This is a genomic window from Micromonospora yongxingensis (assembly GCF_052601155.1).
In genome coordinates, this window is record NZ_JBQXEO010000008.1 from 62732 (window position 1) to 89053 (window position 26322).

The window sequence follows — 26322 nt, forward strand, 5'->3', positions numbered from 1 at the left end:
GCCGAGGAGTGAGCGCACATGCACCCCGCAACGCCCCCCACCACTGACACGCCCGCCGGGCGCACTCACCGTACCGCGCTGCCCCGGCGGCGGCTGCTGCGCGGCCTGCTCGCCGTGACGGTCGCCGCCCCGCTGATGTTCGGTGCCGCCGCCTGCGGAGACGACGACGGCGGCGCCGCCGACCCGAACGCCCCGGTCAAGCTCTCCATCTTCTGGTGGGGCGGCGACGCCCGGGCCAAGCTGACCGAGGACGCCCTGGCCCTCTACACCAGGAAGCACCCGAACGTGACGTTCGAGAAGACCTGGCAGGCCAACCAGGGCTACTTCGACAAGCTGGCCACCCTCACCGCTGGCGGCAACCCGCCGGACCTGTTCCAGATCGACGACAACTACCTGGCCGAGTACGCGGCCCGCAACAGCACGCTCGACCTCACCTCGTACCAGAAGTCCGGGAAGCTGGACACCTCCAAGTTCCCCGAGAGCCTCTGGCAGTACGGCGTGGTCGACGGCAAGCTCGCCGGCCTGGCCGCCGGGGAGAACACCCAGGGCCTCGTCTACAACAAGACGCTGCTGACCAAGCACAACCTGCCCGAGCCCACCACCGGAATGTCGTGGGAGCAGCACATCGCCTGGGCCGAGCAGGTCACCGCCAGGACCAAGGTGCCCGGCACCCAGGACCCGAGCGCCGACTACAAGGCGTTCTGGGTCTGGCTGCGCCAGCAGGGCAAGGACCTCTACAAGGGCAACGAGCTGGGCTTCACCGCCGAGGACGTGACCAGGTGGTTCGAGCTGTGGAAGGGCGCCCGGGACCGCAAGGCCACGCCGACCCCCGACGTCATCCACGAGGGCAACGCCACCGACATCACCAAGCAGTTGGTGGTCACCGGCAAGGCGGCGACCTCCTGGGTCTGGGCCAACCAGATGCCCGACCTGAAGAAGAACACCAAGGACGAGCTGGGCGTCATCGCGTACCCCGGTGACCCGAGCGCGCAGTGGGCGCGGGCCTCGATGTACTGGTCGGTGTTCAAGGGCAGCAAGAACAGGGACATCGCGGTCGACGTGATCAACTTCCTGAACAACGACCAGGAGGCGGTCAAGCTGCTCGGCACCGACCGCGGTCTGCCGTCCAATCTGGACCTGCGTCGTGTGGTCAGCGACGACACCACCGACCCGGCCATGAAGCAGTCCATCGCCGTCGAGGCGGAGCTGACCCAGAAGTTCGGCAAGTCGCCGCAGGTGCCGATCAAGGGGCACAGCAAGGTCAAGTCCGAGCTGATCAAGGCCGCCGAGAACGCCCAGTACGGCCGGGCCACCCCCGCCCAGGCCGCCGCCCAGTTCATCGAGGCGTGCAAGTCCGCCATCGCCTGAGCGCCCCACCAGGCGAGGAGAGGAGCTGTTCGTGGCGTTGACCACGGCGCCCGACCCGACCCGACCTGATCCCGGATCCGTCCGGGTCCGCGCCGAGCGGCGTGGGCCCGGACGCTTCCGGCACAGCGAGGGTCTGGCGGGGTACGTCTTCCTGTCGCCGTGGCTCATCGGCCTGATGGGCGTCACGGCGGTCCCCATGCTGCTGTCGCTGTACCTGAGCTTCACCAACTACGACATCCTCACCCCCTTCTCCGAGGTGGAGTGGATGGGGCTGGCCAACTACGAGCGGATGTTCACCGCCGACCCGTCGTACTGGCACGCGGTGCGGGTGACCCTGACCTTCGCGCTGATCGCCGTGCCGCTGAAGCTGGCCGCGGCGCTCGGTGTGGCGCTGCTGCTCAACCGCGCCTGGCGCGGCGTCGGGCTGTTCCGTGGGCTGTTCTACCTGCCGTCGCTGCTCGGCGGCAGCGTCGCGTTGGCCATCGTCTGGGTGAACATGTTCAACCGCGACGGCGCGTTCAACTCGCTGCTCAGCCTCTTCGGCATCCAGGGCAAACCGTGGGTCAACGACCCGGACTGGGCCCTCGAAACGTTGATGGTGCTGGCCATCTGGCAGTTCGGCGCGCCGATGGTGATCTTCCTGGCTGGGCTCAAGCAGGTGCCCACCGAGCTGTACGAGGCCGCGTCGGTCGACGGCGCCGGTCGGTTCCGCCAGTTCCGCAACGTCACCCTGCCGATGCTCTCTCCGGTGATCTTCTTCAACCTGGTGCTGGAGACCATCAACGGCTTCCAGGGCTTCACCGCGGCGTTCGTGCTCAGCAACGGCACCGGCGGCCCGGTCGACTCCACCCTGATGTACACGCTCAACCTCTACATCACCGGCTTCACCGAACTCGACATGGGCTACGCCTCGGCGATGGCCTGGGTGTTCCTGCTCGCCATCGCGGTGATCACCGCGGTCTTCTTCAGCACCGGACGGTTCTGGGTGCACTACTCCGACGGGGAGGACCGGTGATGGTGACGGCGACCCCGACGGCCGACGCGCCGACCGGAACGACGCCGACCACCCGTCGTCGGCCCGGCGGCCGGCCGGTGCTGCGGCTGCTCATCCTGGTGGCGATCGTCGCGGTGGTGCTCTACCCACTGTTCTGGATGGTCGGGACCTCGATGAAGTCCCAGGAGGAGATCGTCAACAACCTCGGGCTGCTGCCCGAGCGGTTCACCCCGGGCAACTACACCGCCGGGTGGTCCAACTTCGACGTCAGCTTCGGCCGGTTCTTCCTCAACAGCGCGATGGTCAGCCTGCTCACCGTCGTCGGCAACGGGCTCTCCTGCCTGCTGGCCGCGTACGCCTTCGCGCGGCTGCGGTTCCGGCTGCGCGGCGTGTGGTTCGCCGTCATGATCGGCACGCTGCTGCTGCCCCAACACGTCCTGATCGTGCCGCAGTACATCCTGTTCCGGACGTTGGGACTGGTCGGCGGCGACTGGCCCTACCTGCCACTGCTCATCCCGCAGTTCCTGGCCACCGAGGCGTTCTTCGTCTTCCTCATGGTGCAGTTCATGCGCGGTGTCCCGCGCGAGCTGGACGAGGCGGCCCGGATCGACGGCGCCGGCCCGTACGGCATATTCCGGCACATCATCCTGCCGCTGAGCCGCCCCGCGCTGGTCACCACGGCGATCTTCTCCTTCATCTGGACCTGGAACGACTTCTTCCGGCAGTTGGTCTTCCTGTCCCAACTGGAGGACTACACCGTGCCGGTCGCGCTGACCCTGTTCATCGACTCCACCAGCCAGAGCGCGGTCGGGCCGATGTTCGCCATGTCGGTGCTGTCGCTGCTACCGGTCTTCCTGTTCTTCGTCGCGTTCCAGCGGATGCTCGTCGAGGGGATCAACACCAGTGGCATCAAGGGCTGAGCGGCAGGACACCGGCGGACGGCGGGACTGGCGCGACGTCGCCCGGGACGCCGCCGACCTGGCGCTGCTCGGCATCCTTCTGGTGCTGGCGGCGGTCCCGCTGGTCACCGCGGCCGCGGCGGTCGGCACCGCCAGCGCGGCGGTGCACGACTGGACGCGTACCGGCGGTTGGCCGTCGGCAGGGGCCACCCTGCGCCGGTTCGGCCGCTCGGTGCTGCCCGGCGTGCCGGTCAGCCTGCTCGCGGTCGCCGTGGCCGGGCTGCTCGCCGCCGACCTGGCGGCCCTGGCCACCGGCCGGGTGCCGGGCGGCCCGCCCGCGCTGCTGGTGACCGCACTGGTCACGGCCGGTCTGGTCGGGTGGGCCGGGCTGGTCGTCGTCGAGGTGGGCGGGAACGGGGGCGGGCGGTGGCGGGCCGGTGCCCGATCGGCCGCCCGCGCCTGCCTCGACGCGCCCACCCGCTGGGCCGCGCTCACCGGGGTGACCGTGGTGGCCGGCCTGCTCGCCGCCCTGGTCACCCCCGTGGCGCTGCCGATCCTCGCCGGCTACACGCTGGCCGCCCTGCACGCCGTCGCCGGTCGCCGGCCGGTCGGCGCCCACCCCGAGCTGCCGTGAGCCCCGACCGGGCCGGCACCACCCGGCTGGAGCCGGCGCGGTTGCTGGTCGACGGCACGGAGGTCGCCCGGTACGTCCTCGACCCGGCGCTGGACGCGCGGCACGGACCCCGGCCCTACCTGCACCCGGTACGCACCCTGGGCGGCACGGTCGTCACCGACGCCCTGCCCGCCGACCACGTGTGGCACCTCGGCGCCTCCCTCGCCGTGCAGGACGTGAACGGCGCCAACCTGTGGGGCGGACGCACCTATGTCCGCGACGTCGGCTACACCTGGCGCGACGACCACGGCGTCATCGCGCACACCGGTGAGGTCGAGCGGACCCCGGGCCGGTACGCGCACGACCTCCAGTGGCGCGACCGGGCCGGTGCCGTGCTGCTGACCGAGCGACGACGGCTCGCCACGTCGGCGGTGGCACCGGACACCTGGCGGCTCGACCTGCACTCCGCCCTCACCGCCCCGGCCGACCGGGCGGTGCACCTGGGCAGCCCGGCCACCAACGGCCGCCCCGGCGGCGCCGGCTACGGCGGGTTCTTCTGGCGGGCGGTCGCCGACGGTGAACCGGCGGTGTTCACCGCCGACGACGCCGGGGAGGACGCGGTCAACGGCAGCGCGTCGCCGTGGCTGGCGCTGGCCGGCGTCGGGCCGGGCGGCGGGGCGTACACCCTGGTCGTCACCGGTCTCGGACGCGGCGACCGGTGGTTCGTGCGGACCGCGATGTACCCGGGGGTCTGCGTGGCGTTCGCCTTCGACCGGCCGGCCGTGGTGCCGGCCGGCGAGACCCGGCACGGCCGGTACCGGGTGTGGGTCGTGGACGGGACACTCGACCGGGACCGGGCCGCGGCCCTGGTGGCGTCAGTGCCGTGAACGGGCGTGGTCAGCGGGAACGTCACGCCGGCGTCCTGTCCACGCCGTCAGGGTCACAGACAATCCACCGGGTCGTTGCCGATACCGGAAAGGTCAACGGGTGGGCAGTGCGGCGGTCACCCGGATCGACTTGACGATGGCGGGGATCGAGCCGATCAGCAGGACCAGACCCCAGATGATGGCGACGACCGCGAAGACCAGCGCCCCGACGTCGTCGAGGATGCTCACCACGACGACCGGCACGAGCCGGTGCAGGAACTCCAGCACGACGGTGCAGAGCAGGGTCGTGAGCGCCAGCAGCACCAGGCCCTTGTTCTGCAGGAAGCGCGGCTGTGCGAGCAGCAACAGCACCACCCAGACCAGCTTCAACAGCAGCACCAGCCCGAGCAGCACGCTCGCCTCGCCTACCGGGAAGAACCCCCACAGCGCCAGGTACGCCAGGGTGCCGAACGGCGCGGCCAGGAAGAGCGACACCATGATGGTCAGCTCGACGAGAGCGACGATCAGCAGCACCAGCGACGCCAGGATGAGCAGGATCGAGAAGATCAGCGTCGCCAGCCCCTGGATCCGGCCCTGGACCCGGTCGGGCAGCACCAGGCTCAGGCAGAACAGGCCGGTCGTCCAGAGCGCCACCACGTCGATCAGCGCCAGGTAGCTCGTACCCCGCCCGGAGGGCTCGCTGACCGCGCCGACGTCCACGTCCACGCCGAGGTCCACGGCGCCGGCCCGCAGCGCGCCGGTGGCGTCGCCGCCGCCGGTGAGCAGTGACGAACCGACCTCGACCAGGAACACCAGCGTCACCGCGACCAGCGCGAGCAGCAGGAAGGGCTTGCGCAATTCACCCATGTCGGGTCTCCTCGCGGTCGGGCCGGGACGGCGCGCGGCAGGTGCCGCCGCCCGGGTGGGTCAGTCGGCGGCGACGGTGACCGTGCACCCGGCACCTCCCGGGCAGCTCAGCAGGACGGTGGCGGCCCGGTCGACGGCGATCCGGGCGACCGCCGTCGTTCCGTCACCCGGCTCGACCTCGGCGTGGACGGTGAGGTCGGCGTCCCGGGGCGCCGGGGCGGTCACCTCGAAGGCACGAGGACTGCGCAGCACCACCGTCTTGAGCCCGCCGGGGTCGGCCACCCGCAGTTCGCAGTCGCCGAGGAAGCTGAGGACGTCCCCGCTGCGGTCGCAGTCGGCGCGGACGGTCGCCGGGTCGACCGTGCCGCTCCCGCCGGCCAGGCGGCCCAGCCGCTCGACCACCCCCGGCGGCTCGTCCGCGCGGCCCCGCTCGCCGCTCCCGACGCCGACGGCCAGCGCGAAGAACGCCACCAGCAGCACCGCCAGCGTCACCAGCACCACCTTCTGCCGACCGTTCATCGGTGCGCGACCGCCCCGGTGACCTCGGTGAACCGGATCTGGTCGACCCCGGCGAAGTACCGTTCGACACCCTGCGTCTTACCCACCGCGATCAGCGTGAGCGTGTGCCTGCCGGCTCCGAGGCGGACGGTGCCGACGTCGGCGAAGTCACCCAGCACCACCTTCGGCGTGAAGCCGAGGAAGGTGTCGCCGACCTGCGTACCGTCGATCTGCCAGATCGTGTTGGCGTAGTCGAACGAGGTGGTGCGCGTCGTGGAGAAGCGCCAGACGGCGTCGCTGGGCAGGTCGACGGTGAGGCTCACCCGGTCGCCGGGCGCCAGGCCCTGGAAGAACAGCTGCCGATCACCCGACCAGGTCACGGCGCAGCAGTTTCCCTGCGGCACCACCGTCGCCGCCTTCCCGGCCGGCGACTCCACCCTGGCACCGTCGAGCAGGCTCTCCGCCTCCAGCGTCACGACCCGCGGCGCACCGGGCGGCGGGGCACCGTCGGGACGGGTCAGCAGGTAGCCGACCACCCCGCCGACCAGCAGCACCAGCGCCGCGGCGGCCGCGATCCACGGCCAGGGCGGCCGCTTCGGCGGAGCCACCGCGCGGACCTCGTACGTCACCCGCCCGCTGGAGCGGGAACTCTCCTCCGGCGCCGTGTTCGCCGAGTACGCGAAGCCGGTCATGTCGTACCGGCGGGGCGCGGTGCCCGGCGGCACGGCGAGGCGGACGAGGAAGGAGACCGAGCCCTGCCCGGGCACGACCCGCTGCGGCTCGGCGACGGTGAACCAGGCCCGTTGGCTGCCCTCGCCGGGTGCCACGTCGAAGACCACGGTGTCCGGCGCGAGCCCCGGGTTGGACACGGTGAAGGTGAGCTCGCCGACGTTGCCGGCGTCCAGGGTGAACTGCTGGGCTGCGGCGACGACGGCCCATTCGGTGGTCATGACGGCTCCTCTGCGGACGGTCCGGCGGGTGGCACGGGGGATGGCGGCGAGACAGGGTGGTGCGGCACCGACGCCCGGCCGATCGCCGGCCCCGCCACAGCGGGCGGCGGCGGTTCGGCGGGCGGCGGCGGTTCGGCGGGATCGTCGGCGGTGAGGACGAGCTCGGCGGTCACCGCCGCAGGCTTCTCCGCCTCGACGATGCGGGTGATCACGGCGAGCAGGTGCGCGGCGGCCGGCGGCACCCGCACCACGAGATGGAAGGGCTGCGCGTCGGGTTCGTCGATCGTGAAGCCCGTCAACCCGGTGGCCAGCTCGAGGGCTCTGCGCATGCCGTACGGGGTGCCGCGCCAGCGGGCCAGCAACGCCCCGTTGGCCACGAGGTCGCGCAGCCGGCCCACCGGCAGCGGTAGCGGGGCGTCCGGGCGGGGCGAGGCCACCACGTGGTCCATCGCCACCCAGCGGGTCAACCGCGCGACCATCGGGTCCGGCGCCCGGTACGGGTCGAACAGGGCATCGACCTCGGCGAGGATCGCCTCGTCCGGGGCGTGCAACCCCTCCATCACCTCCAGCAGCGCCCAGAGCACGCTGCCCGGGACGCAGGCCCGCTGGTAGGCGGCGGGCAGCAGCCGTTCAATCGCCGAGCGTCGCATCCTGCCGCACCACCTCGATGTCGTGCTCGCCGGAGCAGAGCAGCCAGGTGTCCGGGACGGTCACCACGTCGGCGGTGGCCTGGTTGGCGCTGGCGGTCCAGTCCACCGCGGCGGCGCTGCGGTACACACCGCGCTCGCCGCCGGCCAGGATCAGCCGCTCCGCCGCCTGGTTGTCCGCGCCGGCCGTGATGGCGCCGGTGGCGTGGCCGCTCACGGCGATGGCGTCCACCGGCACGAACCGGGTCCGGTCGCGCAGCGGCAACCCGCAGTTGACCATCACCGGTTGCCACTGCGGCTGCGCGGCCAGGGTGTCCAGCCGCAACACCCCGCCGCTCTGGGTGGCCGCGACCGCCAGCGGGCCGGCGAACGCCAGGTCCCGGCAGGTCCCGCCGATCCAACCGCCCTGCACCGACTGCCACTGCACGTCGGACTCGAACAGCCGGGTGCGGTGGCAGCCCTGGCCGGGCTTCTTCGGATCGGGCTCACCCGCACCGCTCCACAGCAGCGTCGCCGGGCCGTCGTACTGCACCGCGAGCACCCGGTTGTCCACGTTGGAGAGACCGACGTGGGCGAAGCTGCCCGGCCGGCCGCCGGCGGTCGACAGGTACACCCCGAAGCCGGCCTGCGCGGCCACCGCGACGCCGGGCGCACCGCGCTCGGAGACGAACGCCCGCACCGCGTAGAACCCCCGGTCGGCGTCCGACGGGTCGACCAGGATCTGCAACGGCACCGCGCCGGGCAGCAGCGACACTTCGTACAGGCCGGTGTCGGTGGCCACCAGCAACGCGCCCGCGCCGTCGCGGTCCAGCCAGGCCACGTCGGAGATCCGGGAATCCAGGTCGGTCAGCAACGACCACGTCTCGCCCAGGTCCGTGCTCAGGTGGACCCGGGAGCCGCCGGAGGCGCGCAGCGTCACCACGGCCACCGACCCGGGACGCGGCACGATGCCCGGCCGCACCGGCGCCGGCGCGGGCGCCACCCGCAGCACCGTCTCGCCGTCGAACCGGCCGGTCGGCTCCCAGCCCGCACCGGCGTTGCTGGAGCGGAACAGCACCGCGCCCCGCCCGGCGTACCAGGTGCGGGGCTGGTACTGGTCGACGGCGAGGGCGCGTACCTCGGCGTCGGGTGCCTCGTCCACCACGAACCGGACCGACTCGACGTAGCGCACGCCCGGCTCGGCGTGCTCCAGCAGGCGGTACACGTTCGACGCCCGCAGCGGCTCGCCGAACGGCCAGCCGGTCGGGTTGAGCGCCGTGGGCAGCGGGCTCAACGTCTGGTGCAGGCGGTCGTGGATGCGCCGGCGGACGGCGTCCACGTCCTCCTCCCGCCGGACCACGACCCGCGCCCGCACCGAGACCGCCTTGAACCGGGCCCAGGTCGCCCGGGACCGGATGCCGACCATCCGGCGCTGTTCGAGATCCGCCTCCACCCGGCGGCGCGCCTCGGGCACCTCGTGTTCGCGCAGCACCGCCACCGGCAGCCGGCCACCCGGACGGGCCGGCGGCGGCACGTACGGCACCAGCACCACCTCGACCTCGCCCGGCCGGGCGAAGCTGTACACGGCGGCGCGGGTGAACGCCCGTGCGCGCGCCACCGCGCCGGAGCTGGTGGCCAGCACCTCGAAGTCCCGGGCGGTGACGGCCCGCTGCTGGGCGAAGAACTCGTACGGACCGCGCAGCTGCACCGACTCCAGCGCCTCCATCTCCCGCCCGCCGGCCGCCGGCGCGGGGTTGTCGACCCGTACCCCGGGAAGCGGGTCCCGCAGGCTGGTCAGCGTGCCCGCGGCGACGTTGCCGGTCGGCCCGCCGCCGGCCCGGTACCAGAGCCGGATCTGCCGGCCGGCCGGCGGCACCGCCGCCACGGTCACCGGCGAGTGCGCCGGGTCGCCCGGTGCGGGGTCCGCCGACGCGGGCTCACCGGCGGCGGCCGGCCCGGCGGGGGGCCGCAGGTCGAGGGCGGGCGCGAAGGTGACGGTGCCCGAGCAACGGTCCACCAGGTACGCCTTGGCCTGCGGGCCGAGCCCGGCGAAGCTGTCCACCGGTCGCCAGATCTCGAACGTGCGACCGTCGTGCTCGCGGGCCGCCGCGCCCAGCTCGACCGTGCCGGCGGGCACCTCCACGCCGAGCAGCAGGTCCAGCGCTTCGGCGGTGTGCGCGAGCGGGGCGCGGGCCGCCCGCAGCACCTGGCCCGGCTGGCTGGTGCCGGTGCCGAGCAGCTCCGCCTCGACCGGCTCGCAGTGGTGCATCCGCACGGTCACCGACGCCTCGCCGGCGGGCAGCACCGACGGCTCGGTGGTGACGAACAGGACCGGCCGGGGGTCGGCGCCCCGGGCCGCCGCGACCCGCAGGCCGGCCGGGATCCGCACCGCGCCCCGGTCGGTGCCGCTGCGCGTGAACCGGACGTCCGCCCAGGCCGCGGTCGGTGCGTGCCGGGCCACCCCGAGGAGGTTGAGAAACGAGACGTACGCCTTCTCCGGCAGCTGGTTCAGCCGGTAGATCATGACCTCGGTGAGGTGCGCGAACGCCTCCACCAGCGCCATGCCCGGATCGTGCGCCGACAGGTCGGTCCACGCCGGGCAGGACTGCCGGATCCGTTCCCGGGCCTCGGTGACCAGGTCGAGGAACGCGCGGTCGTCCAGGTGCGGCACGGGCAGCGTCATGACGGTCCTCCCTGCGCCGGTTCGTCGATCGGGAGCAGGTCCACGGAGAAGACCAGCTGCCCGGGCGTCAGGCTGGCCCGGACCCGGTAGTCCAACCGGATCACCAGCCGCCACGCGTCGTCCGCGTCCGGCCCGGCGTCCACGTCGATCACCTCGACCCGGGGCTCCCAGCGAGCGATGGCCTGCCGGACGTAGTGGATGGCCAACCCGGCGGTGGTGTCGTCGTTGGGCGCGAAGACCAGCCGGTGCAGCCGGGAGCCGTACCCGGGTCGCATCAACCGCTCGCCGGGCGTGGTCGACAACAGCAGGAACAGCGCCTGGCGTACGCTCTCGTCGCCCTCGGTCATCGCCAGGCCGCCCGCCGCGGTGAGCGCCAACCCGCCGGACCGGCCCGCGTCGAAGCCGGCGCCGACGAAACGGAACGCCCTCACCGGTCCGCCTCCAGGAACCCCTGGCGCGGGTCGCGCACCGTGTGGTGGACCAGCCCGGGCGGCGTGCCGTTGGTGAACCCGTCCAGGTGGGAGAGCACCACCCGATGTCCGTCGACCCGCAGCCAGTCGCTGTAGCCGACCCGGACGGCCAGCGTCCTCGTACACGGCTTGATGGTCGGGCCGTAGTTCGGACAGGCGATGATCTTCCGTCCCTCCGGGTCGTCGTCGACCAGCACCGGCAGCCCGGTGACGGTCACCCACCGCTGTGAGGGTTGGTTCTCGACCCGGCCGTCGTGGTCGCAGGTGATCACCGAGTTGCGGTGGATCCAGCGCATCAGCCGCCTCCTTCGTGGTGTGCGCGGGCGAGCGCACGCGCGCGCTCCGCCGCGGTGGTCGGGTCCTCGGTCGCCTCGGCGTGCAGGAAGTCCACGCTGCGGGCGCGGACCACCATGGCCCGACCGGGCGCGGAGATCACCAGGTCGGTCGCCGCGTGCAGGGTGGCGAGGTCGGGGGTGAGTTCCAGCCAACTGCCGCCCTCGGTGGCCAGTCGCAGGCTGCGCTGGACGTCGTCGACGACGATCGACTGCCCGCCGGCGGTGCGCAGCGTCCAGCGGCGGGCCCGGCCGTCGTCGATGCCCGCGTCGTACGGCTCGACGGCACCGAACAGCGAGCCGAGCACGATGCCCGAGGCCGGCTCGCCGCCGGGCAGCACCACCAGCACGGTGTCGTCCGGATCGGGGAGCGCCACCAGGCCCTTGCCGCGCCCGGCACCCGGGCAGAGCACGGCGAGCCAACCGGCGTCCAGGTCCCCGTACGCCGGCAGCGTCAACCGGACCCGGCCCAGCCCGTCCGGGTCGGCGACGTCGGTCACGGTGCCGAGGGTGACGACCGCGCCGGCCGAACCGCCCGGTCCGCTCGACGGGGGCGGTGGCACGGTGGAGAACCGGGTCAGGTGCCCGTTGCCGTCGACCGTGTGCACCACCTCCGTCAGCACGTACGCCCCGGCCACCGGGTCGGGCACGCCGGTCAGGTCGATGCGCCGGCCGGGCCGCAGCGCCGGATCGCCCTCGGCCACCCCCTCGGCCGTCACCAGGGCGGCGGCCCGGGTGTCGAGCCGGGCCTGCGCCAGCGCCGCCAGCTCGTCGTCGCTGCGGCCGGGCTGGTCGACGGCGGTGCGGACCCCGTCGGCGCCCACGTCGGCCGGATCCGGCCGGTCGCCGGGTGGCCGGCCGCAGCGCGCCTCGTCGGCGCGCTGACTGATCGGTTCGGCCCGCTGCGGATGCCAGCCCAGGGCGGCGCTCGCGCCACTGGCCTGGTCCAGGTTGGTGGCGAGCCGCAGGGTGTGCACGCCCGCGCCGAGGACCAGTGGGACCGGTTCGCCGTACCCGGCGAGGGTGATGAGGCGTACGCCCTCGCCGTCGGCGACCACGTGCAGCCCGGCCCGGCCCGTCACCTCCCGCAGCAGCTCCAGGTCGCTGTGCCGGTGCTGGAGCAGCCGCTCCAGCCGCGGCCCGTCGGCCTCCGCCGTCACCGGAAGCCCGACCTCCCCGCACAGCTCCCCGGCCAGCTCGGCGGCGGTCACCGAGGTGAAGACCCGCAGCCCCTGTCGCTTGCGCAGCCGGTGCAGCGCGTCGTACGCCCGCAGCCGCAGCACCGCCGCGCCGTCGGCGGCGTACTCGACCTCCACGCAGGTCACCTCTCCGGTGAACAGCGCGTCGGGATGATCGGCGAGCCGTAGGTCGAGCGCCGTGCCGGGACGCACCGCGGGGTCGAACGCTCCGCCCCCGGCGGTGGTGGCGAGCACCAGCTCGGCCTGGGTGGGCTGGTCGAGCCGCGCGGCCACCCGCAGCGAGCGCACCCGCTGGCGGGCCGCGCCGGCCAGCTCGACGCCGTCGAGGAGGACGGTCAGCGCCCGGGGCGCGATGCTCGTCACGGCGCACCACCCGGGTCGGTGCCGGTGGGTGCGGTGGCGGTCGTCGTCGCGGTCGCCGCGGCCCAGGCCGCCGGGGCGGCGGCGATGGACGCGCCCACGAACGACGCGCCGGCACCCACCGCGCCGATGACCGACCGGGCTGCCCCGGCCAGCGCCGACCCACCGCCCGCCATGCCGCCGGCCGAGGTGCTCCCGGGCGGCGGAACGGCCAGCGTGGTGCCGGCCGGCACCGCCAGCGGGTCGGTGATCCGGTTGTGCTCGGCCAGCAACCGCCAGCGCAGCGGTGAGCCCAGCGCGTCGTTGGCCAGCAGGTCGAAGCGCACCCCCGACCGGCCCGGCTCCGCGGCGCCGTCACCGGCGGCGACCACCGCACTGCCCGGGGCGGCCGTCGGCGTGCTCGCCGCCGCCAACTCCTCGGCGAAACCGGCCTCCGCCTGGTCGGCGGTCTCGGCCGCCCGGACCAGCTTCAACCGCAGCCACGAGCGGCGCGGCGAGCCGGTGCCGGTGAACGCGTCGAACCGCTCCGCCACCGCGACGATCACGCCCGGCACGTTCCAGGTCTTGCCCCAGACGAGGCGGACCAGCGGCGGGCGCAGCCAGCCGTGCTCGGCGGTGGAGTTCTCCGCCAGCATCCACAGTGGGCGGGTGAGCACCCGCACGTCGCTCGGGCGGACCTGCGCCTCCACGAGGTCCACGTCGAAGAGCAGATCGAGGACGAGCTCCGTCCGGCCGCCACCGGTGAAGACCAGGGGGTCGTCGGCCAGTCCGGACCCGGTGAGCTGCCCGCCGGCGGCGCCCCGCTGGCGTACCCCGGCGAGCCGGGTCACCTGCACCGTCTCCGGGTTGAGCAGGCAGTCCACCCGCTCCCCGGAGGAGTCGATGAGGAAGGCGACGCGTTCCATCAGCCGCCCGCCTGTTCCCGGTCCAGCCGTCCGTGCTGAGCCGCGTCCAGCGCCTCACCGGGCACCGTCCACAACGGCTGGTCGTCCGGTAGCTCCGGCCACAGGCCACGGGCCGTAGCCGACCATCCACCGACCGAGCCGTCCGGCAGGGCCGGCCAGGGAGCGCGGTCGGCCGCGCGCGCCACATCGACCGGGCCTCCGCCCGTCGTGCGCGCCGCAGCCGCCAGGCCCGTCCACCCGGCTGGCCCTCCGCCCTCGCCCGGGTCCTGGCCGCGCCGTCCACGATCCGCCACCGAAGCCCTGTCCCAGCTCCCGCCCCGGCCGTCGTCGAACCCGCCCCGTTCGCCCGTGGCGCCGAGCTCGCCGCGTTCACCGTGAGCGCTCAGCCCGCCGCGACCGCCGCCAGGGCCGAGCCCGGCCCGTTCGCCGCCACCGTTGAACCTGCTCCGGTCACCGCCGGTCCCGAACCCGCCCCGCCCGACCCCGAAACCGCCCTCGTCCGCCTCGAACCCACCCGGCCCCGCAGCCGTCCCGGTTCGTCCGACCGTGGCCCGGCCCCTGTCCCACTCGTCCGGTCCGCCGGTGTGCCCGGTTGCAGATCGTGGTGGGGAGATGCGCCTGGAGTGGGCGAGACCTTCCACGGTCCGACCAGTGTGTCCGGCACGGTGGTGAATGGAGTCGGTGCCCGGTGGTGAGGGGAGTGGGCCGGGGACCGCCGGGCGGATGATCGGCCGGGATGGCACAGCGGTGTCGCTCGACGGTCCGCGCACCGCCGGTCCGATCCCTCCGCCCTCGGGGCCGGAAGCGGCTGGCCCCGCCGGTCGGCCCCCTCGCGGCGACGTGCCCGATCCCGCCGACGCGGTCGACCCGGCCCGTGCACCAGGCTCGGTCGTGGAGTCGAACCCGCGGCGGAGGCGCAGCCGGGCCGGCGGCGTCCCGCCAGCGGCGGGGCCAGCCGCCGCGCCGAACTCCAGCCCTGCGCCAACGGTGCGGGAGGCACCGACCGCGCCCCTGTCGCCTCGGCCGACAGAGGCGGTGGCACCGAGCGAGCCGTTCCTCCCGTGCGCGGACTCGTCGGTTCGACCAGACGCCCTGGTCGTACCGCCCGAGAGCCCGGTGTCGGCAGGACCGCCGGACGCGCGGCCAGGATCGCCGGTCACGTCGTAATCGGGGGATCCTCCGAGGGAGTCGACGGTGGACGGGAAATCCTGCTCGCCCGGTCCCTGACCGGCCCCGCTGCCGGCGGCGCCGCTCGACGCCCGACCGTCCGGGGGGACGTCGAGGTCCAGGTCCTGCAGCAGGCCGGGGGCGTGCGCGGCGACGAGGTCCAGCCAGTGCTGCGGCGGTTCGCCGAAGCGGCGCGGCGCGGCGCTGTCCACGTCGGACGGCGGGCGCGCCGGGCGTTGCCCGGCTGCGCCGGTGGGCTCGACCCGCCCGGCGAGGCGCTGGACCGCGCCGGCCGCCGAGCGCAGCCGGCCGGCCAGCCAGCTACGCGGGTGTCGGCGCGGTGGCACCGCCGGACTCCAACTCCAGACCCTCGTAGCGCAGGGTCAGCGACGCGATGGCGATCTCGTGGCTGAGGGTGTTGAGGTGCGCTCCGCGCCACCGGGTGGGCCAGGCGTCGATCAGGTTCCAGCGCAGCACCTCGGCGGTTCCGACGGAGTCGAGCAGCACCACCGAGACGTTGCGGCGGTTGAGTGTGCCCTGGGCGGTGGCGTTCACCCAGTCCCACAGCTCCCGGGACGCGGTGAGCCCGAAGTGCAGCGTCACCGGCTCGTACTCGGCCTGGCCGGGCACCATCCGCATCCGGCCCAGGCCGTGCTCCCGGTACGGCTGGCCGGGGATGTTCACCTCCAGCCCGCTCATCTCGGTGAAGTGGCCGTTGGTGACCCCGTTGATGAGGAGCCTGAAGTTGTACGCCCGGTACGGGTCGACGGGAGCGCCCGGCTGCGGGGTGGCTGTGGTGGGCATGTCAGCCTCCGATCGTCTCGGTCTCGGTGCCGCCGGCCCACTGGCTCAGCTTGAACACGACGAACTCGGCGGGCTTGACCACGGCGATGCCGATGTGGGCGATCACCATGCCCGCGTCGCGGACCTCCGGCGGGTTGGTCTCCTCGTCGCACTTGACGAAGAACGCCTCCTCCGGGCTTCGCCCGAGCAGCGCGCCGTCGCGCCACACCCGGGTGAGAAACGCCCCGATGTCGCGCCGGATCGAGCGCCACAGGGTGAAGTCGTTGGGCTCGAAGACCATCCACCGGGTGCCGTTGGCGATGGCCTGCTCGATGGCGATGCTGAGCCGCCGGACGTTGAGGTAGCGCCATTCGCTGGCTTCGGCGGCGAGCGTACGGGCACCCCAGACGCGGATGCCCTCGCCGGCGAAGTAGCGGATCACGTTGACGCCCTTGGGGTTGAGCACGTCGTGCTCGGGTCGGGTGACCAGGTAGCCAAGGTCGACGGCGCCGCGGACCGGTTCGTTGGCCGGTGCCTTGTGCACGCCGCGCAGGGCGTCGGTGCGGGCCCAGATGCCGGCGAGGTGTCCGCTCGGCGGGGTGAGTTCCAACTCGCCGCTGATCGGGTCGCGGACGCGTAGCCACGGGTAGTAGAAGGCGCCGAACTCGGACTGTCGGGGCCGGTACGCCGACCCCTCGGTGCCGCCCGAGCCGCCGGGACCGCCCGAACCCGAGCTGGCCGAGCCGCCGCCCGCCCCCTCGGCGGGCTTCGGGGGCTTGCCGGAGGACGGCGTGGCGACCCGGGTCAGCGCGGAGATGTCGTCGATGTCGGGGGCGGGGTCGCAGATCGCGACCATGGTGCGGGTCCGTTCGGCCATGCTCAGCAGCGCGTCGTGGGCGACCACGTCGTGGAAGCCGGGCGCGGCGATGATCGAGATCTCGTCGATGGCCTCCAGCAGTTGCAGGCCGCCGCGCCGCTGCCCGGTGCCGCTGATCGCGCCGCCCTCGCCGACGTTGACGACCCAGCAACGCGCGCCGCCGTTGTCCAGGAAGCCGAAGACCGCCCGCGCCAGCGGGGTGCTCTCGACCTGCTCCCCGTCGGCGAAGAGCCGGAGGAACTCGGTCCAGTTGTTGACCGGTACCGCCCTGCCCAGGTGGGCGGAGCGGTCCGGGGCGACGCCCACGAACGCGGCGATGCTGGTGCTCGCCGGTCCGATCGGTCGGGCGCCGCTGGGGACCTCCTCGACGTAGATGCCGGGGGAGAAGTAGCTGGGCATCGGTCCTCCTGTGCGGGTGGGCGTCAGTGGGTCGGTGGCGCGCAGACGATGACGATGTCGGGTTCGGCGGGGTCGACCTCGGCGGTGAGCACGAGCCCACGGCCGGTCAGCCGGAGTCGGACCGGGCCGGGTTGCGCGGGGTCGTGCGGGACTCCGACGATCAGGAACCGGCCGTCGGGGTCGGTGCGGGTGGCCGACGCGGTGCCGGGCAGTTCGACCCGCATCGCGGCCAGTGGTTGGTCCTCGGGGCCGACCACCCGGCCGACGAGCGTGCGTAGTTCCAGTTGCCGCAGCCGTAGCGGCCGCAGGACCGGCGGCGCGGCCGGGGTCGGGTGGTCCACCTGCGCCGGCACGTCGATGAGCAACGCGGGGCGCGGGGCGGTGCCGAACGCCGTCCACAGCGTGGTGTCGCCGGCCTCCAGCACCACCGGGTAGCTGCCGTCGCTGGTCGCGGCGGTGAGCACCCGGTCCAGCCCGGACAACCCGGCCGGCCCGGACGCGCAGAGCAGGTAGCGGACGGTGAACCGGTACGGTTCGCGGACCGCGCCGCTGGAGCGGGTCTGCCGTGCTGGGCGCAGGTCCATGGGCCAGAGGGTGAGCCCGGCCGCGTCGTCGTCGGTGCGGGGCGGACCGATCGGGACGGGTTCCCCCGCCGCGCCGGCCAACCAGGTGGCCAACTCGGTCGTGGCGGTCTCGATCGGTCCGCGCCCGTCGGTGCTCATCGCGGCGGCGTCCCCTGGATCCGGTACGCGATGGCCTCGTTCCACACGTGCGGGTAGACGCCGATCTCGAAGTAGCGGGTGAACCGGTTGATGGGCGCGTTGGTGTGGTCGTGGTAGAGCAGCCAGATCGGTGCGATGGTGAACAGCACGTAGTTCGCCAGCACCAGCGGGATGTAGAGCGGGCCGAGCAGCCGGCCCTGGAAGATGTGGACGTCCTCGTGCCGCTGGATGCCGGAGCTGGAGCCGGCGCAGACGGTGCCGATGGTGGTGGCGTAGCGGGGTGAGACTCCCTCCACCACGCTGACCCGGCCGCTGCCCTGTGAGGTGGGCCGGTCCAGCGAGTGCCCGAAGATCAGGTGGACGGCCAGGTAGATGGCCCCGACGACCGTGTTCAGCAGGCTCCACGTGTGGTCGACGACGAAGAGGAGGACGCCGCGGGTGTCCGGCGCGTACACCCCGGCGGAGGCCACCGCCCAGCCGAAGACCGCGCCGACGAGCAGGCCCACGACGGCGCCGATCAGCAACCCGACCGGGCCGCCGGCCAGGAGGCCGAGGGTGGCACCGAAGGCGACCTGGACGGCCGCGCTGATGATTCCGAAGATCATGATGTCACTCCTCAGACCCAGGACCGGAAGATGCGGGGCTCGCGGCCTTGCGCGAGCTGGGTCGGCGACGCCTGGGTCGCCTGCCGGTTGCCGGGCGGGAACTGGTTGACACCGAGCGCGGCGGAGAAGATCACCAGCGCGTTGAAGAACGCGATGATCCACTTCTCGCCGCCGGCGTCGTCGGCGAACGCGGCCGTCACGTAGGACAGCAGCAGCGCGATGCCGATGGCGATCCACTTGCGGATCTTGTCGCCGCTGGGGCCGATCAGCCCGCCGATGACGTTGGTGGCCAGCAGGGTGGCTGCGCTCGCGCCGGCGAGGCTGCCCAGAGCTGCCCAGGTGAAGAGATCGTTCACGGCGATCCCCCTTTTCTCCGATGGTGCGACCGGGATGTGGTGGTGGTGAGGTCCGGTGCTCCCGGGGGAGCACCGGCGCCGGTCGCCGTCGTGGCGGGGCGGCCGGGGCCGGGCGTGGCCGGCAGGGCCGGCCACCGGATGGATCAGCCGGGCCCGGGCGCGCCGGCGGGCGGGCCCGGCGGGGTCGGGCTCGGCGCGGCCGGCGCCGCCGGGCGGCGTCGACGCAGCAGGAGTACGCCGACAGCGGCGAGGATCAGCAGGAGGAGCAGCCCGCCGACGACCAGCAGCCAGGGGAACCCGCCTTCGTCGGCGGCGGCGGCGGCCGGCGAGGCCGACGGTCGGGGCGGCGCCTCGGCGACGGCCCGCAACTCGGTCGGCTTGTCCTGGTTGGAGTCCACCTTCCAGGTGACCGACCGGCCGTTGACGGTGCCGTTGGTGTCGATCACCCGACCCGGAAATGTCACCGAGATCTCGAACGACATCAGCTTGAGGAACGCCTGTTGCTGTTGCGGATTCTGCTGATCCATTTTCCCGCCGTATTTCGACGGGTCCAGCGGCAACGTGAAGCGGTAGAAATCGCCGTCGCGGACCAGTTTGACGCTCTCACTGTCGAAGCTCGCCAGGGGCGCCCTGCGATAACTGATCTGGGTGCCGAAGAGTTTGGCGTCCTCGTAGCTGGACTCCTCACCGGCAGGCAGCGCGGGAATGTTCTGCCGCAACTCCGCGAAGGCCGCCGGGATGTTCTTGTTCCGCGAGCTGAGCAGGGACTTCTGGGCGGTCAGCAGGAGCTGCCCGTCGACCGTGTCATCGGCGTTGACGGTGAGCCCCATGTTGAGCTGCATGCAGCCGCTCAGAACGGCGAGAAGGAGAACGCACACCGCGACGCGGAGTGCCTTACCGCGGTTGACTCTCCTGTTCATGGGCTCAGTGTGTGTGATCGCTATCACCACGAGCAGTCAGCGATCGGTCACAAGGCAGTCGCCGATCTTACCGGTGCGCTGTCATGTTCGGCCGAGGCCGATGAGCCCGCAATTGACTACTCTGGAGTTTTGCAGTCCTAAAGGGGCGACAGCTGCCGTCAAGGCTGTGGCAAAGGTCGTGATCGCGTGCGTGCTCCTGGTGGATCCCGACGGGCGACTGCTCCTGCAACCGCGCGACGGCAACCGATCCGGTCAGCCCGCCGGAGGCTGCCAGTCGGCGTAGCGGGCCATGCCCCGCAACGTGGCCCGGGCGGGGGTGAGCCGTAGCGCGGTGTTGCGCATCGCCACGGCGAGCGGGTTGCGCAGCTGTTGGCCGTACCGCCCGGCGCGCCAGGAGGCCCGGGCGACGGCCTGGCTGCGGGGGCGACGCTGCTGGTCGTATGCCGCCAGGGCGGCCGGCAGCCCCTCGGCGCCGGCGGCGCAGACCGCGCCGAGCACCACCGCGTCCTCGATGGCCTGGCCGGCGCCCTGCCCGAGGTTGGGCGTCATCGGGTGGGCGGCGTCGCCGAGCAGCGCCACGCGCCCCCGCACGTACGAGGGGAGCGGGGTGGCCAGGTGGTGGATGTCGTTGCGCAGCACGACACCGGGTGGGGTCGCCGCCAGCAGTTCCGGGATGGGGGCGTGCCAGTCGCCGAAGCGGTCCCGGACGGCCGCCAGCTCGTCCGGGGCGTGGCCGCCCGGCGGGGCCGTGATCGCCGCGTACCAGTAGAGCGTGCCGGCGCCGAGCGGCACCATGCCGAATTCGGCCGCCGGACCCCAGGTGACCGCCGCCGGGACCGGGTGTTCGAACGCGATGGCGGCCCGCCAGGCGGTCGAACCCGCGTACACCGGGGTGGGGATCTGCGGCCAGAGCTGGGCGCGCAGCCGGCTGCGCAGGCCGTCGGCGGCGACCACGAGGTCGGCGGCGAGCGTCTGCTGGCCGGCAGGCCCGCGGTAGTGCACCTCGGCGCGGTCCGGGCCGCTGTCGACGTGCTCCACCTCGGCGCTCGTCCGCAACGACGAGGCCGGCAGAGCCTCGCGCAGGATGCGGTGCAGGGTGGTCCGGTGGACGCCGAGCGCCGAGGTGCCCAGCTGTCGGATCATCTCGGCGGCGTCCATCCGGGACAGCCACCGCCCGTGCCGGTCACGGAGCCCGCCGGGTGCCTCGGCGTGCTCGCCGCGGCGCACGGCCGGGCCGAGACCCAGGGCGTCCAGCGCGCGTAGCGCGTTCGCCATCAGGGTCAGGCCGGCGCCGATCTCGCGCGGCTCGTGGGCGCGCTCCAGCACGGTGACCCGCCATCCCCGACGGTGCAGCGCGAGCGCCGCGCTCAACCCGCCGATCCCGGCGCCGACCACCACCGCGTGCGACTCGTTCACGTCAACCACCCTTCTACACCTGGACGACCGGGAGCTGACCCCGGGGTCAGTCGGCCGGCGCGCCGATCCGGTGCTGGGTCGGGGTGATGCCACGGACCCGGCGGAACGCCGTGCTCAACGCGTACGGGCTGGCGTAGCCGACCCGGCGGGCCACCGCGCCCAGCGTGGCGTCCGGCTCGCGCAGCAGGTCGGCCGCCAGCGCGAGCCTCCACCCGGTCAGGTACGCCATCGGCGGCTCGCCGACCAGCTCGGTGAAGCGGCGCGCCAGGACCGCCCGGGAGACGCCCACCTCGGCGGCGAGCGCGGCGACCGTCCACGGCCGGGCCGGGTCGTTCTGCACCAGCCGAAGCGCCGGACCGACCACCGGATCACCGGCTGCCCGGTACCAGCCCGGCGCCGCGTCGGGGCGGCCGAACCAGGTGCGCAATGCCCCGATGAGCACCAGGTCCAGCAGCCGGTCCAGCACCGCAGCCTGGCCGGGCGCGTCGCGGGTCACCTCCTGGGCGAGCAGCGCGACCAGCGGGCTGCGCCACTCCTGGGCCGGGACCACCAGCAGTGGCGGCAACGCGGTGAGCAGCCGACGGCTCACCTCGCCGGGCAACTGGTACGTGCCGGTCAGCAACACCGTCGACCCGTACGGGCCGGTGCCCCAGGTGCGCACGCCCAGCGCCATCGACTCGGCCAGCGGCTCGCCGCGCAGGGTGGTGCAGCGCTGCCCCGGGTGGATGACCACCTGGGCCGGGGTGGCCGGGTCGTCCGCGACGAGGTAGCCGTCCGGCCCGCGCAGCACCGCCACGTCGCCGGGCCGCAGCGTCGCCGGGGCCGCCTCGTCCGGTACGAGCCAGGCGGTGCCGCTGACCAGCGCCACGACGGTGAGCGGCGCGCGGTCCTCGATCCGCAGCGCGTACGGCGGGTCGAGCACCGAGCGGAGCAGGAAGGCGCCCCGGGCGCGGGGACCGTCGAGCAGCCCGGTGAGCGGGTCCATCGCGCGATGGTAGACGATCGCGAGGGGCGCTCCGGGTGCCGCGAGCGGATCAACGGGCGGCCGGCGCGCTGAGCGGGGGAGGTGGGCGATGGTGCGGGTCAGCGGCCTGCGGGTGGCCGGTGGGCGGCTTCGGCAGGGCTGGCGGCCGGTGCTGGAGGCGACGGTCGCGGCGACCGTGGCCTGGCTGCTGGCCACCCGGTTGCTCGGGCATCCGCAGCCCTTCTTCGCCCCGGCAGCCGCGCTGATCGTTCTCGGTCAGGCCCGGGGGCAGCGGATCCGGCGGGCCGTCGAGGTCGTCCTCGGGGTTGCCGCCGGTGTGCTGGTCGCGGACCTCGTCGTGCAGGCGCTGGGCCCGGGCAGCACCTGGACGGTGTTCACGGTCATCCTGCTCACCGTGCTGCTCGCGGTCGCCTTCGGTGCCACCGGCGTGACGCTGGTGCAGGCCGCGGTGTCCGCGCTCTACCTGGTGGTGGTCGCACCACCGGACGGATCGCTGGTGCCTTTCCGCTTCGTCGACGCGCTCGTCGGCGGCGTGGTCGCGCTCGCCGTCAGCCTGCTGGTGGACGCTCGGCGCCCGCTGGCCCCGCTGGTCGCGGAGGTGCGGCGCACCTTCGACGAGCTGGCCGGGCTGCTGGGCGGAATCGCCGACGCGCTGGACCACTCGGACGAGGCCGCCGCGGTGGCCGCGCTGGGCCGGGCGCGGGGCATGGACGCCCGGGTCGACGGGCTGCGCGACGGGGTGCTGGCCGCCGGCGAGGCGCTGCGGCTCAACGTGCGTCGACGGCGGCACATCGGTCGGCTGCGGTCGGTGGACGAGTCGATCCGGCAGACCGACTACGTGGTCCGTAACGTCCGGGTGCTCGCCCGTGCCGGGGTCACACTCAGCCGGCTGCACGCCCCGGTGCCGCCCGAGCTGGGTGCCGCCGTGCGGTCGCTGGCCGAGGCGGTCCGGGAGGCCGGCGCGGCCCTCGCCGCCGACCTCGACGGGCAGGAGGAGGCCGCCGACCGGCACGCCGCCCGGGCGGAGAAGTCGGCGCTGGCCGCCGTGCACACCGCCGGGCAGCTCTTCGGATCGACGCAGACCCTCCCACTCGCCATGATCATCGGTCAGGTCCGGGCAACGGCCATCGACCTGCTGCGCGGCCTCAGCCCCGACGACGACGTCACCGTCCTCGCCCGCGTCGACGAAGCCCTCGGCCTCCCCGCGATCTGACCCGTACCGCCGTCAGGACGGTCGGCGCGCCATGGTCAACCAGGCGGTGGCCGACTCGCGGACGGAGGTGGGGACCTCGTGTCCGTCGGGGAACTCCTCGTAGGTGACGTCGTAGCCGAGGCTGTGCAGGTGCGGGACGAGCCGCCGGCTGCACATGTCGATCGGCAGGACCCGGTCGTCCACCCCGTGCGAGACGTAGATCCGCGGCCGGCCGTGGGTGGCCGGCGGCGCGGCGAAGCCGGGGGAGAAGGCCACCACCGCGTCGACGAGGTCGCCGTTGGCGAGGCCCAGCGAGAGCGCGTACGAGGCGCCGTCGGAGAACCCGCCGAGGGTCACGTCGCGCACCGGGTACCCGTCGAAGACGGTCGCCAGCAGCCCGTCGATGCGCCGCACGTCCGCGCCGAAGCCGCCGGCGATCAGGTCCCAACTGCTCGCCGACGCATGCGGGGCCACCAGGAGCAGGTGCTGCGCGTCCGCGACCGGCAGCAGCAGGTCCAGGCCCTGCCGCGCGGAGCCGCCCGCCCCGTGCAGCAGCACCACCAGGCGGTACGCGGCGCCGTCGGCGGCCGGCTCCGGGGCGTACGCCATCGCCACCAGCGCGCCGTCGGCGCCGGTCATCGGCACCAACCCGGTCGGCGCGGACGCCACCGGCGGATGGACGCGGGCGCTCAACCGGCCGTGCCGGGAGTCGTCCGCCGGCTGTCGGTCCTGCGGCGCGGGGTCGGACACGGGTCACCGCTCCTCGCTGTCGGCGGGGTGTGCGCCGCGGTTACCCGGCTCGCCACGGCTTAACCGCCGGCGGTCGCCGGTGCGGGGTCAGGCGCTGTCCCTGGCCACCAGGGCGGACGGGAAGAGGGTCTGCGGCGCGGTCGGCCGCCCGTCCAGCACGGCGGTGGCCGCCGCGACGGCGATCCGGCCCACCGGGTGGCTCGCGGTGGTCAGCGCCGGGGCGGTCATGCCGGCCAGCGGGATGTCGTCGAAACCGGCCACCGCGACGTCGCCGGGCACCCGGACCCCGGAGTCGCGCAGCGCCGCGATCACCCCGAGCGCGGTCTCGTCGCTGATCGCGTAGATGGCGTCGACGTCGGGCCAGCGCCGCAACGCCTCGCCGCCCGCGGCGCGGCCGCTCGCCGCCGTGAAGTCCCCGGGCAGCACCCGCTCCGGCAGACCGGCCTGGCGCATCAACCGGCGGTACGCCGCCACCGGGCGCTGGGAGCACGGCAGCCACCGGGGGCCGGTCACCATGGCGATCCGGCGGCGGCCCGTGGCGTACAGGTGGCGCAGCACCTCGCTGGCGCCGGTGTCGTTGTCGACGTCGAACGACGGCACGGTGGCCGAGCCGATGCCGATCGACGCGACCCGGCCCCGCAGCGACCGCGGTACGGCGTCCAGCAGGTCCGTGGTGGTGTTGACCAGCACCACGCCGCACACGCTGCCGTCCCGGGCGAGCTGGTCGAGGCTGCTCGGCTGGCCCAGCGGCAGCCAGTGCAGCGCCACGCCGATGCCGGCCGGCGCGCAGACCTGGGCCGCCGAGCCGACCACCCGGTGGACGTACGGGTCGTCCAGCACCGCCGCGCTGGTCCCCGCGACCGCCACCACCAGCCGTACGCCCCCGCCGCCGCGGACCAGCGCCCGGGCGGCCGGGTTGGGCACGTAGCCGAGCTGGTCGACGGCCGCGCCGACCCGTTCCCGGGCCGCCGGCGAGGCGAACCCGGTCCCGGCGATCACCCGCGAGGCCGTCGACCGGGACACCCCGGCGACGCGCGCGACGTCCTCCAGAGTGGCCGGTCGCTGTGTCGCTGCCGTCATGGTCCCCTCCTCGGGTCACCGTCCGGGCGGACGAACCCCTGCCGGGAATCATCCCCCGGCCGCAGCGTCGACGGTAAGGGGCGGTGGCCGGTTGTGGTGGTAGCGCTCTCAGGTGTGCGATCGTCGCAGGAGATCACCCCGAGAAAGAGGACCTGCCCTCGTGAGCGCCCCTACCAGCCCGCCCCTCTCCCCGGACACCGTGCCCACGCCGCCACGAATCGTGCGGCTCGCCCGCAACGGCGTCGCCGTCACCTTCACCCTCAACGGGCTGGCGGTGGGCAGCTGGTTCTCCCGGGTGCCGGCGGTCCGCGAGGCGTTGGACCTCTCCGCCGGCCGGCTCGGGCTGCTGCTGCTGGCGATGAGTGTCGGCGCGCTGCTCGCGATGCCCACCTCCGGTCTGCTCGCCCAGCGCCTCGGCGCCGCCCGTACCGTCACGCTGGCCACGGTGCTCGTCGCGGTCGGCCTGACCGTGGCCGGGCTGGGCGCCACGGTGGCCGGCTCGGCCGTCGTCGTCGCGGTGGGGCTGATCGCCTTCGGATACGGCTCCGGCGCCTGCGACGTCGCGATGAACGTCGAGGCGGCGGCGGTGGAACGGCGGTTGGGGCGTACCGTCATGCCCCGCTTCCACGCGGCGTGGAGCCTCGGGTCGGTGGCCGGCGCGGCGCTCGGCGCGGGGGCGGCCCGCTTCGACGTGCCCGTCGGCGCGCACCTCGCCGGGGTGGCGGTGGTGGTGCTGACCGGCACCGCGCTCAGTGCCCGGGCGTTCCTGCCCCGGCCGGTCGTCGACGCGGCCGACCGACCGACCGACGCCAGCCCGGCGGCTGGCCGCCGGGCGCAGCTCGCCGCGTGGCGGGAGCCACGCACCCTCCTGATCGGGCTGTTCGTGCTGGTGATGGCGTTCACCGAGGGAAGTGCCAACGACTGGCTGGCGGTCGCCTTCGTCGACGGCAGGGACCTGAGCGAGGCGGCGGGCGCGGCGGTCTTCGGCGTCTTCGTCGTCGGCATGACCCTCGGGCGCACCGCCGGCACCATCGCGCTGGACCGGTGGGGCCGGGTGCCGGTGCTCACCGGCACGATCCTGCTCGCCGTGGTCGGCGCGGGTATGGCCGTGCTGGCCGGCTCGGGGTCGGTGGCCATCGTCGGCGTCGCTCTCTGGGGGCTCGGCGCGTCGCTGGGCTTCCCGGTCGGGATGAGCGCGGCGGCCGACGAGGAGGCGCACGCGCCGGTCCGGGTCAGCGTGGTCGCGGTGATCGGCTACACCGCGTTCCTGGCGGGGCCGCCGTTGCTGGGGCTGCTCGGCGACCGGGTCGGCACGCTCCGCGCGCTGCTGGTGGTGCCGCTGCTGCTGGTGCCGACGCTGGCGCTGGTGTCGGTGCTGCGCCCGCCGCGTGCCGTCGAACCGACCCCTTCGACACACAAAATCTAACCCGGACGGCCGCC

27 protein-coding genes are annotated in these 26322 nt (G+C 74.0%); 7 read left to right on the plus strand and 20 right to left on the minus strand.

The features are described from left to right. Nucleotides 1-18: 18 nt before the first annotated feature. The 5 genes from ACTWLT_RS12315 to ACTWLT_RS12335 are packed head-to-tail and all read left to right on the plus strand — an operon-like array spanning nt 19 to nt 4761. Nucleotides 19-1368, plus strand: coding sequence for an ABC transporter substrate-binding protein (locus tag ACTWLT_RS12315; protein ID WP_445318489.1), 1350 nt, complete (start codon nt 19-21; stop codon nt 1366-1368). A gap of 31 nt (nt 1369-1399) precedes the next feature. Continuing rightward, complete coding sequence (locus ACTWLT_RS12320) at nt 1400-2383, plus strand: carbohydrate ABC transporter permease (RefSeq protein ID WP_445318490.1); 984 nt, start codon at nt 1400-1402, stop codon at nt 2381-2383. Then, nucleotides 2383-3282, plus strand: a complete 900-nt coding sequence (locus ACTWLT_RS12325; RefSeq protein WP_445318491.1) for a carbohydrate ABC transporter permease — start codon at nt 2383-2385, stop codon at nt 3280-3282. Before ACTWLT_RS12320 ends, ACTWLT_RS12325 begins: the two co-directional genes overlap by 1 nt. Next, nucleotides 3266-3895 carry a hypothetical protein gene (locus ACTWLT_RS12330; RefSeq protein ID WP_445318492.1) on the plus strand — a complete coding sequence of 210 codons (630 nt, stop codon included), beginning with the start codon at nt 3266-3268 and terminating at the stop codon, nt 3893-3895. Before ACTWLT_RS12325 ends, ACTWLT_RS12330 begins: the two co-directional genes overlap by 17 nt. Continuing rightward, complete coding sequence (locus tag ACTWLT_RS12335; protein WP_445318493.1) at nt 3892-4761, plus strand: DUF6807 domain-containing protein; 870 nt, start codon at nt 3892-3894, stop codon at nt 4759-4761. The genes ACTWLT_RS12330 and ACTWLT_RS12335 overlap by 4 nt, the downstream gene beginning before the upstream one ends. A 93-nt stretch (nt 4762-4854) precedes the next feature. Here the strand turns inward: ACTWLT_RS12335 and ACTWLT_RS12340 are convergent, their stop codons facing one another. The 18 genes from ACTWLT_RS12340 to ACTWLT_RS12425 all read right to left on the minus strand — a co-directional run bounded on the left by ACTWLT_RS12340 (nt 4855) and on the right by ACTWLT_RS12425 (nt 21860). Further along, a complete protein-coding gene (locus ACTWLT_RS12340) occupies nt 4855-5607 on the minus strand; it encodes a hypothetical protein (protein WP_445318494.1) in 753 nt (250 codons plus the stop codon). Between the two features lie 60 nt (nt 5608-5667). After that, nucleotides 5668-6126, minus strand: coding sequence for a hypothetical protein (locus tag ACTWLT_RS12345; RefSeq protein ID WP_445318495.1), 459 nt, complete (start codon nt 6124-6126; stop codon nt 5668-5670). After that, on the minus strand, nt 6123-7055 hold the full coding sequence (locus tag ACTWLT_RS12350) for a carbohydrate-binding protein (RefSeq protein ID WP_445318496.1): 933 nt from the start codon (nt 7053-7055) through the stop codon (nt 6123-6125). Before ACTWLT_RS12350 ends, ACTWLT_RS12345 begins: the two co-directional genes overlap by 4 nt. Beyond that, nucleotides 7052-7705, minus strand: a complete 654-nt coding sequence (locus ACTWLT_RS12355; RefSeq protein ID WP_445318497.1) for a phage tail protein — start codon at nt 7703-7705, stop codon at nt 7052-7054. The genes ACTWLT_RS12350 and ACTWLT_RS12355 overlap by 4 nt, the downstream gene beginning before the upstream one ends. Beyond that, nucleotides 7686-10364 carry a putative baseplate assembly protein gene (locus ACTWLT_RS12360; protein ID WP_445318498.1) on the minus strand — a complete coding sequence of 893 codons (2679 nt, stop codon included), beginning with the start codon at nt 10362-10364 and terminating at the stop codon, nt 7686-7688. The genes ACTWLT_RS12355 and ACTWLT_RS12360 overlap by 20 nt, the downstream gene beginning before the upstream one ends. Further along, a complete protein-coding gene (locus ACTWLT_RS12365; RefSeq protein WP_445318499.1) occupies nt 10361-10795 on the minus strand; it encodes a GPW/gp25 family protein in 435 nt (144 codons plus the stop codon). Before ACTWLT_RS12365 ends, ACTWLT_RS12360 begins: the two co-directional genes overlap by 4 nt. Continuing rightward, on the minus strand, nt 10792-11130 hold the full coding sequence (locus tag ACTWLT_RS12370; RefSeq protein ID WP_252415555.1) for a hypothetical protein: 339 nt from the start codon (nt 11128-11130) through the stop codon (nt 10792-10794). The genes ACTWLT_RS12365 and ACTWLT_RS12370 overlap by 4 nt, the downstream gene beginning before the upstream one ends. Next, nucleotides 11130-12728, minus strand: a complete 1599-nt coding sequence (locus tag ACTWLT_RS12375; RefSeq protein WP_445318500.1) for a contractile injection system protein, VgrG/Pvc8 family — start codon at nt 12726-12728, stop codon at nt 11130-11132. The genes ACTWLT_RS12370 and ACTWLT_RS12375 overlap by 1 nt, the downstream gene beginning before the upstream one ends. Then, the gene (locus tag ACTWLT_RS12380) at nt 12725-13630 is read right to left on the minus strand and encodes a CIS tube protein (RefSeq protein WP_445318501.1); all 906 of its coding nucleotides are present in this window, start codon (nt 13628-13630) and stop codon (nt 12725-12727) included. The genes ACTWLT_RS12375 and ACTWLT_RS12380 overlap by 4 nt, the downstream gene beginning before the upstream one ends. Next, nucleotides 13630-13815 (minus strand): hypothetical protein, encoded by a 186-nt coding sequence (locus ACTWLT_RS12385; protein WP_445318502.1) that lies wholly within the window; start codon nt 13813-13815, stop codon nt 13630-13632. The genes ACTWLT_RS12380 and ACTWLT_RS12385 overlap by 1 nt, the downstream gene beginning before the upstream one ends. A 1303-nt stretch (nt 13816-15118) precedes the next feature. Beyond that, complete coding sequence (locus tag ACTWLT_RS12390) at nt 15119-15601, minus strand: phage tail protein (RefSeq protein ID WP_252415558.1); 483 nt, start codon at nt 15599-15601, stop codon at nt 15119-15121. Nucleotide 15602: 1 nt separating this feature from the next. After that, the gene (locus tag ACTWLT_RS12395) at nt 15603-16856 is read right to left on the minus strand and encodes a phage tail sheath family protein (RefSeq protein WP_445318503.1); all 1254 of its coding nucleotides are present in this window, start codon (nt 16854-16856) and stop codon (nt 15603-15605) included. Between the two features lie 23 nt (nt 16857-16879). Continuing rightward, entirely contained in the window at nt 16880-17578 is a 699-nt protein-coding gene (locus tag ACTWLT_RS12400) for a carboxypeptidase-like regulatory domain-containing protein (protein WP_445318504.1), read from the minus strand. Further along, nucleotides 17575-18183 (minus strand): glycine zipper family protein, encoded by a 609-nt coding sequence (locus ACTWLT_RS12405; protein ID WP_445318505.1) that lies wholly within the window; start codon nt 18181-18183, stop codon nt 17575-17577. Before ACTWLT_RS12405 ends, ACTWLT_RS12400 begins: the two co-directional genes overlap by 4 nt. Before the next feature lie 11 nt (nt 18184-18194). Further along, nucleotides 18195-18539: a hypothetical protein gene (locus tag ACTWLT_RS12410; RefSeq protein WP_252415562.1), complete on the minus strand. Its 345-nt coding sequence runs from the start codon at nt 18537-18539 to the stop codon at nt 18195-18197. Between the two features lie 143 nt (nt 18540-18682). After that, nucleotides 18683-19459 carry an LppM family (lipo)protein gene (locus ACTWLT_RS12415; protein WP_445318506.1) on the minus strand — a complete coding sequence of 259 codons (777 nt, stop codon included), beginning with the start codon at nt 19457-19459 and terminating at the stop codon, nt 18683-18685. Between the two features lie 252 nt (nt 19460-19711). Beyond that, nucleotides 19712-20875 (minus strand): FAD-dependent oxidoreductase, encoded by a 1164-nt coding sequence (locus ACTWLT_RS12420; RefSeq protein ID WP_445318507.1) that lies wholly within the window; start codon nt 20873-20875, stop codon nt 19712-19714. A gap of 46 nt (nt 20876-20921) precedes the next feature. Beyond that, nucleotides 20922-21860 (minus strand): AraC family transcriptional regulator, encoded by a 939-nt coding sequence (locus ACTWLT_RS12425; RefSeq protein WP_445318508.1) that lies wholly within the window; start codon nt 21858-21860, stop codon nt 20922-20924. 88 nt (nt 21861-21948) lie between these two features. On the opposite strand from ACTWLT_RS12425, the gene ACTWLT_RS12430 reads away from it, so the two are divergent. After that, nucleotides 21949-23073: an FUSC family protein gene (locus ACTWLT_RS12430; protein WP_445318509.1), complete on the plus strand. Its 1125-nt coding sequence runs from the start codon at nt 21949-21951 to the stop codon at nt 23071-23073. A gap of 12 nt (nt 23074-23085) precedes the next feature. On the opposite strand, the gene ACTWLT_RS12435 is transcribed toward ACTWLT_RS12430, so the two are convergent. Next, nucleotides 23086-23802 carry an alpha/beta hydrolase gene (locus ACTWLT_RS12435; RefSeq protein ID WP_445318510.1) on the minus strand — a complete coding sequence of 239 codons (717 nt, stop codon included), beginning with the start codon at nt 23800-23802 and terminating at the stop codon, nt 23086-23088. Between the two features lie 87 nt (nt 23803-23889). Then, nucleotides 23890-24882 carry a LacI family DNA-binding transcriptional regulator gene (locus ACTWLT_RS12440; protein ID WP_252415568.1) on the minus strand — a complete coding sequence of 331 codons (993 nt, stop codon included), beginning with the start codon at nt 24880-24882 and terminating at the stop codon, nt 23890-23892. A gap of 160 nt (nt 24883-25042) precedes the next feature. Between ACTWLT_RS12440 and ACTWLT_RS12445 the strand changes: the two genes are divergently transcribed. After that, complete coding sequence (locus ACTWLT_RS12445) at nt 25043-26308, plus strand: MFS transporter (RefSeq protein ID WP_445318511.1); 1266 nt, start codon at nt 25043-25045, stop codon at nt 26306-26308. The last annotated feature ends 14 nt before the right edge of the window (nt 26309-26322 follow it).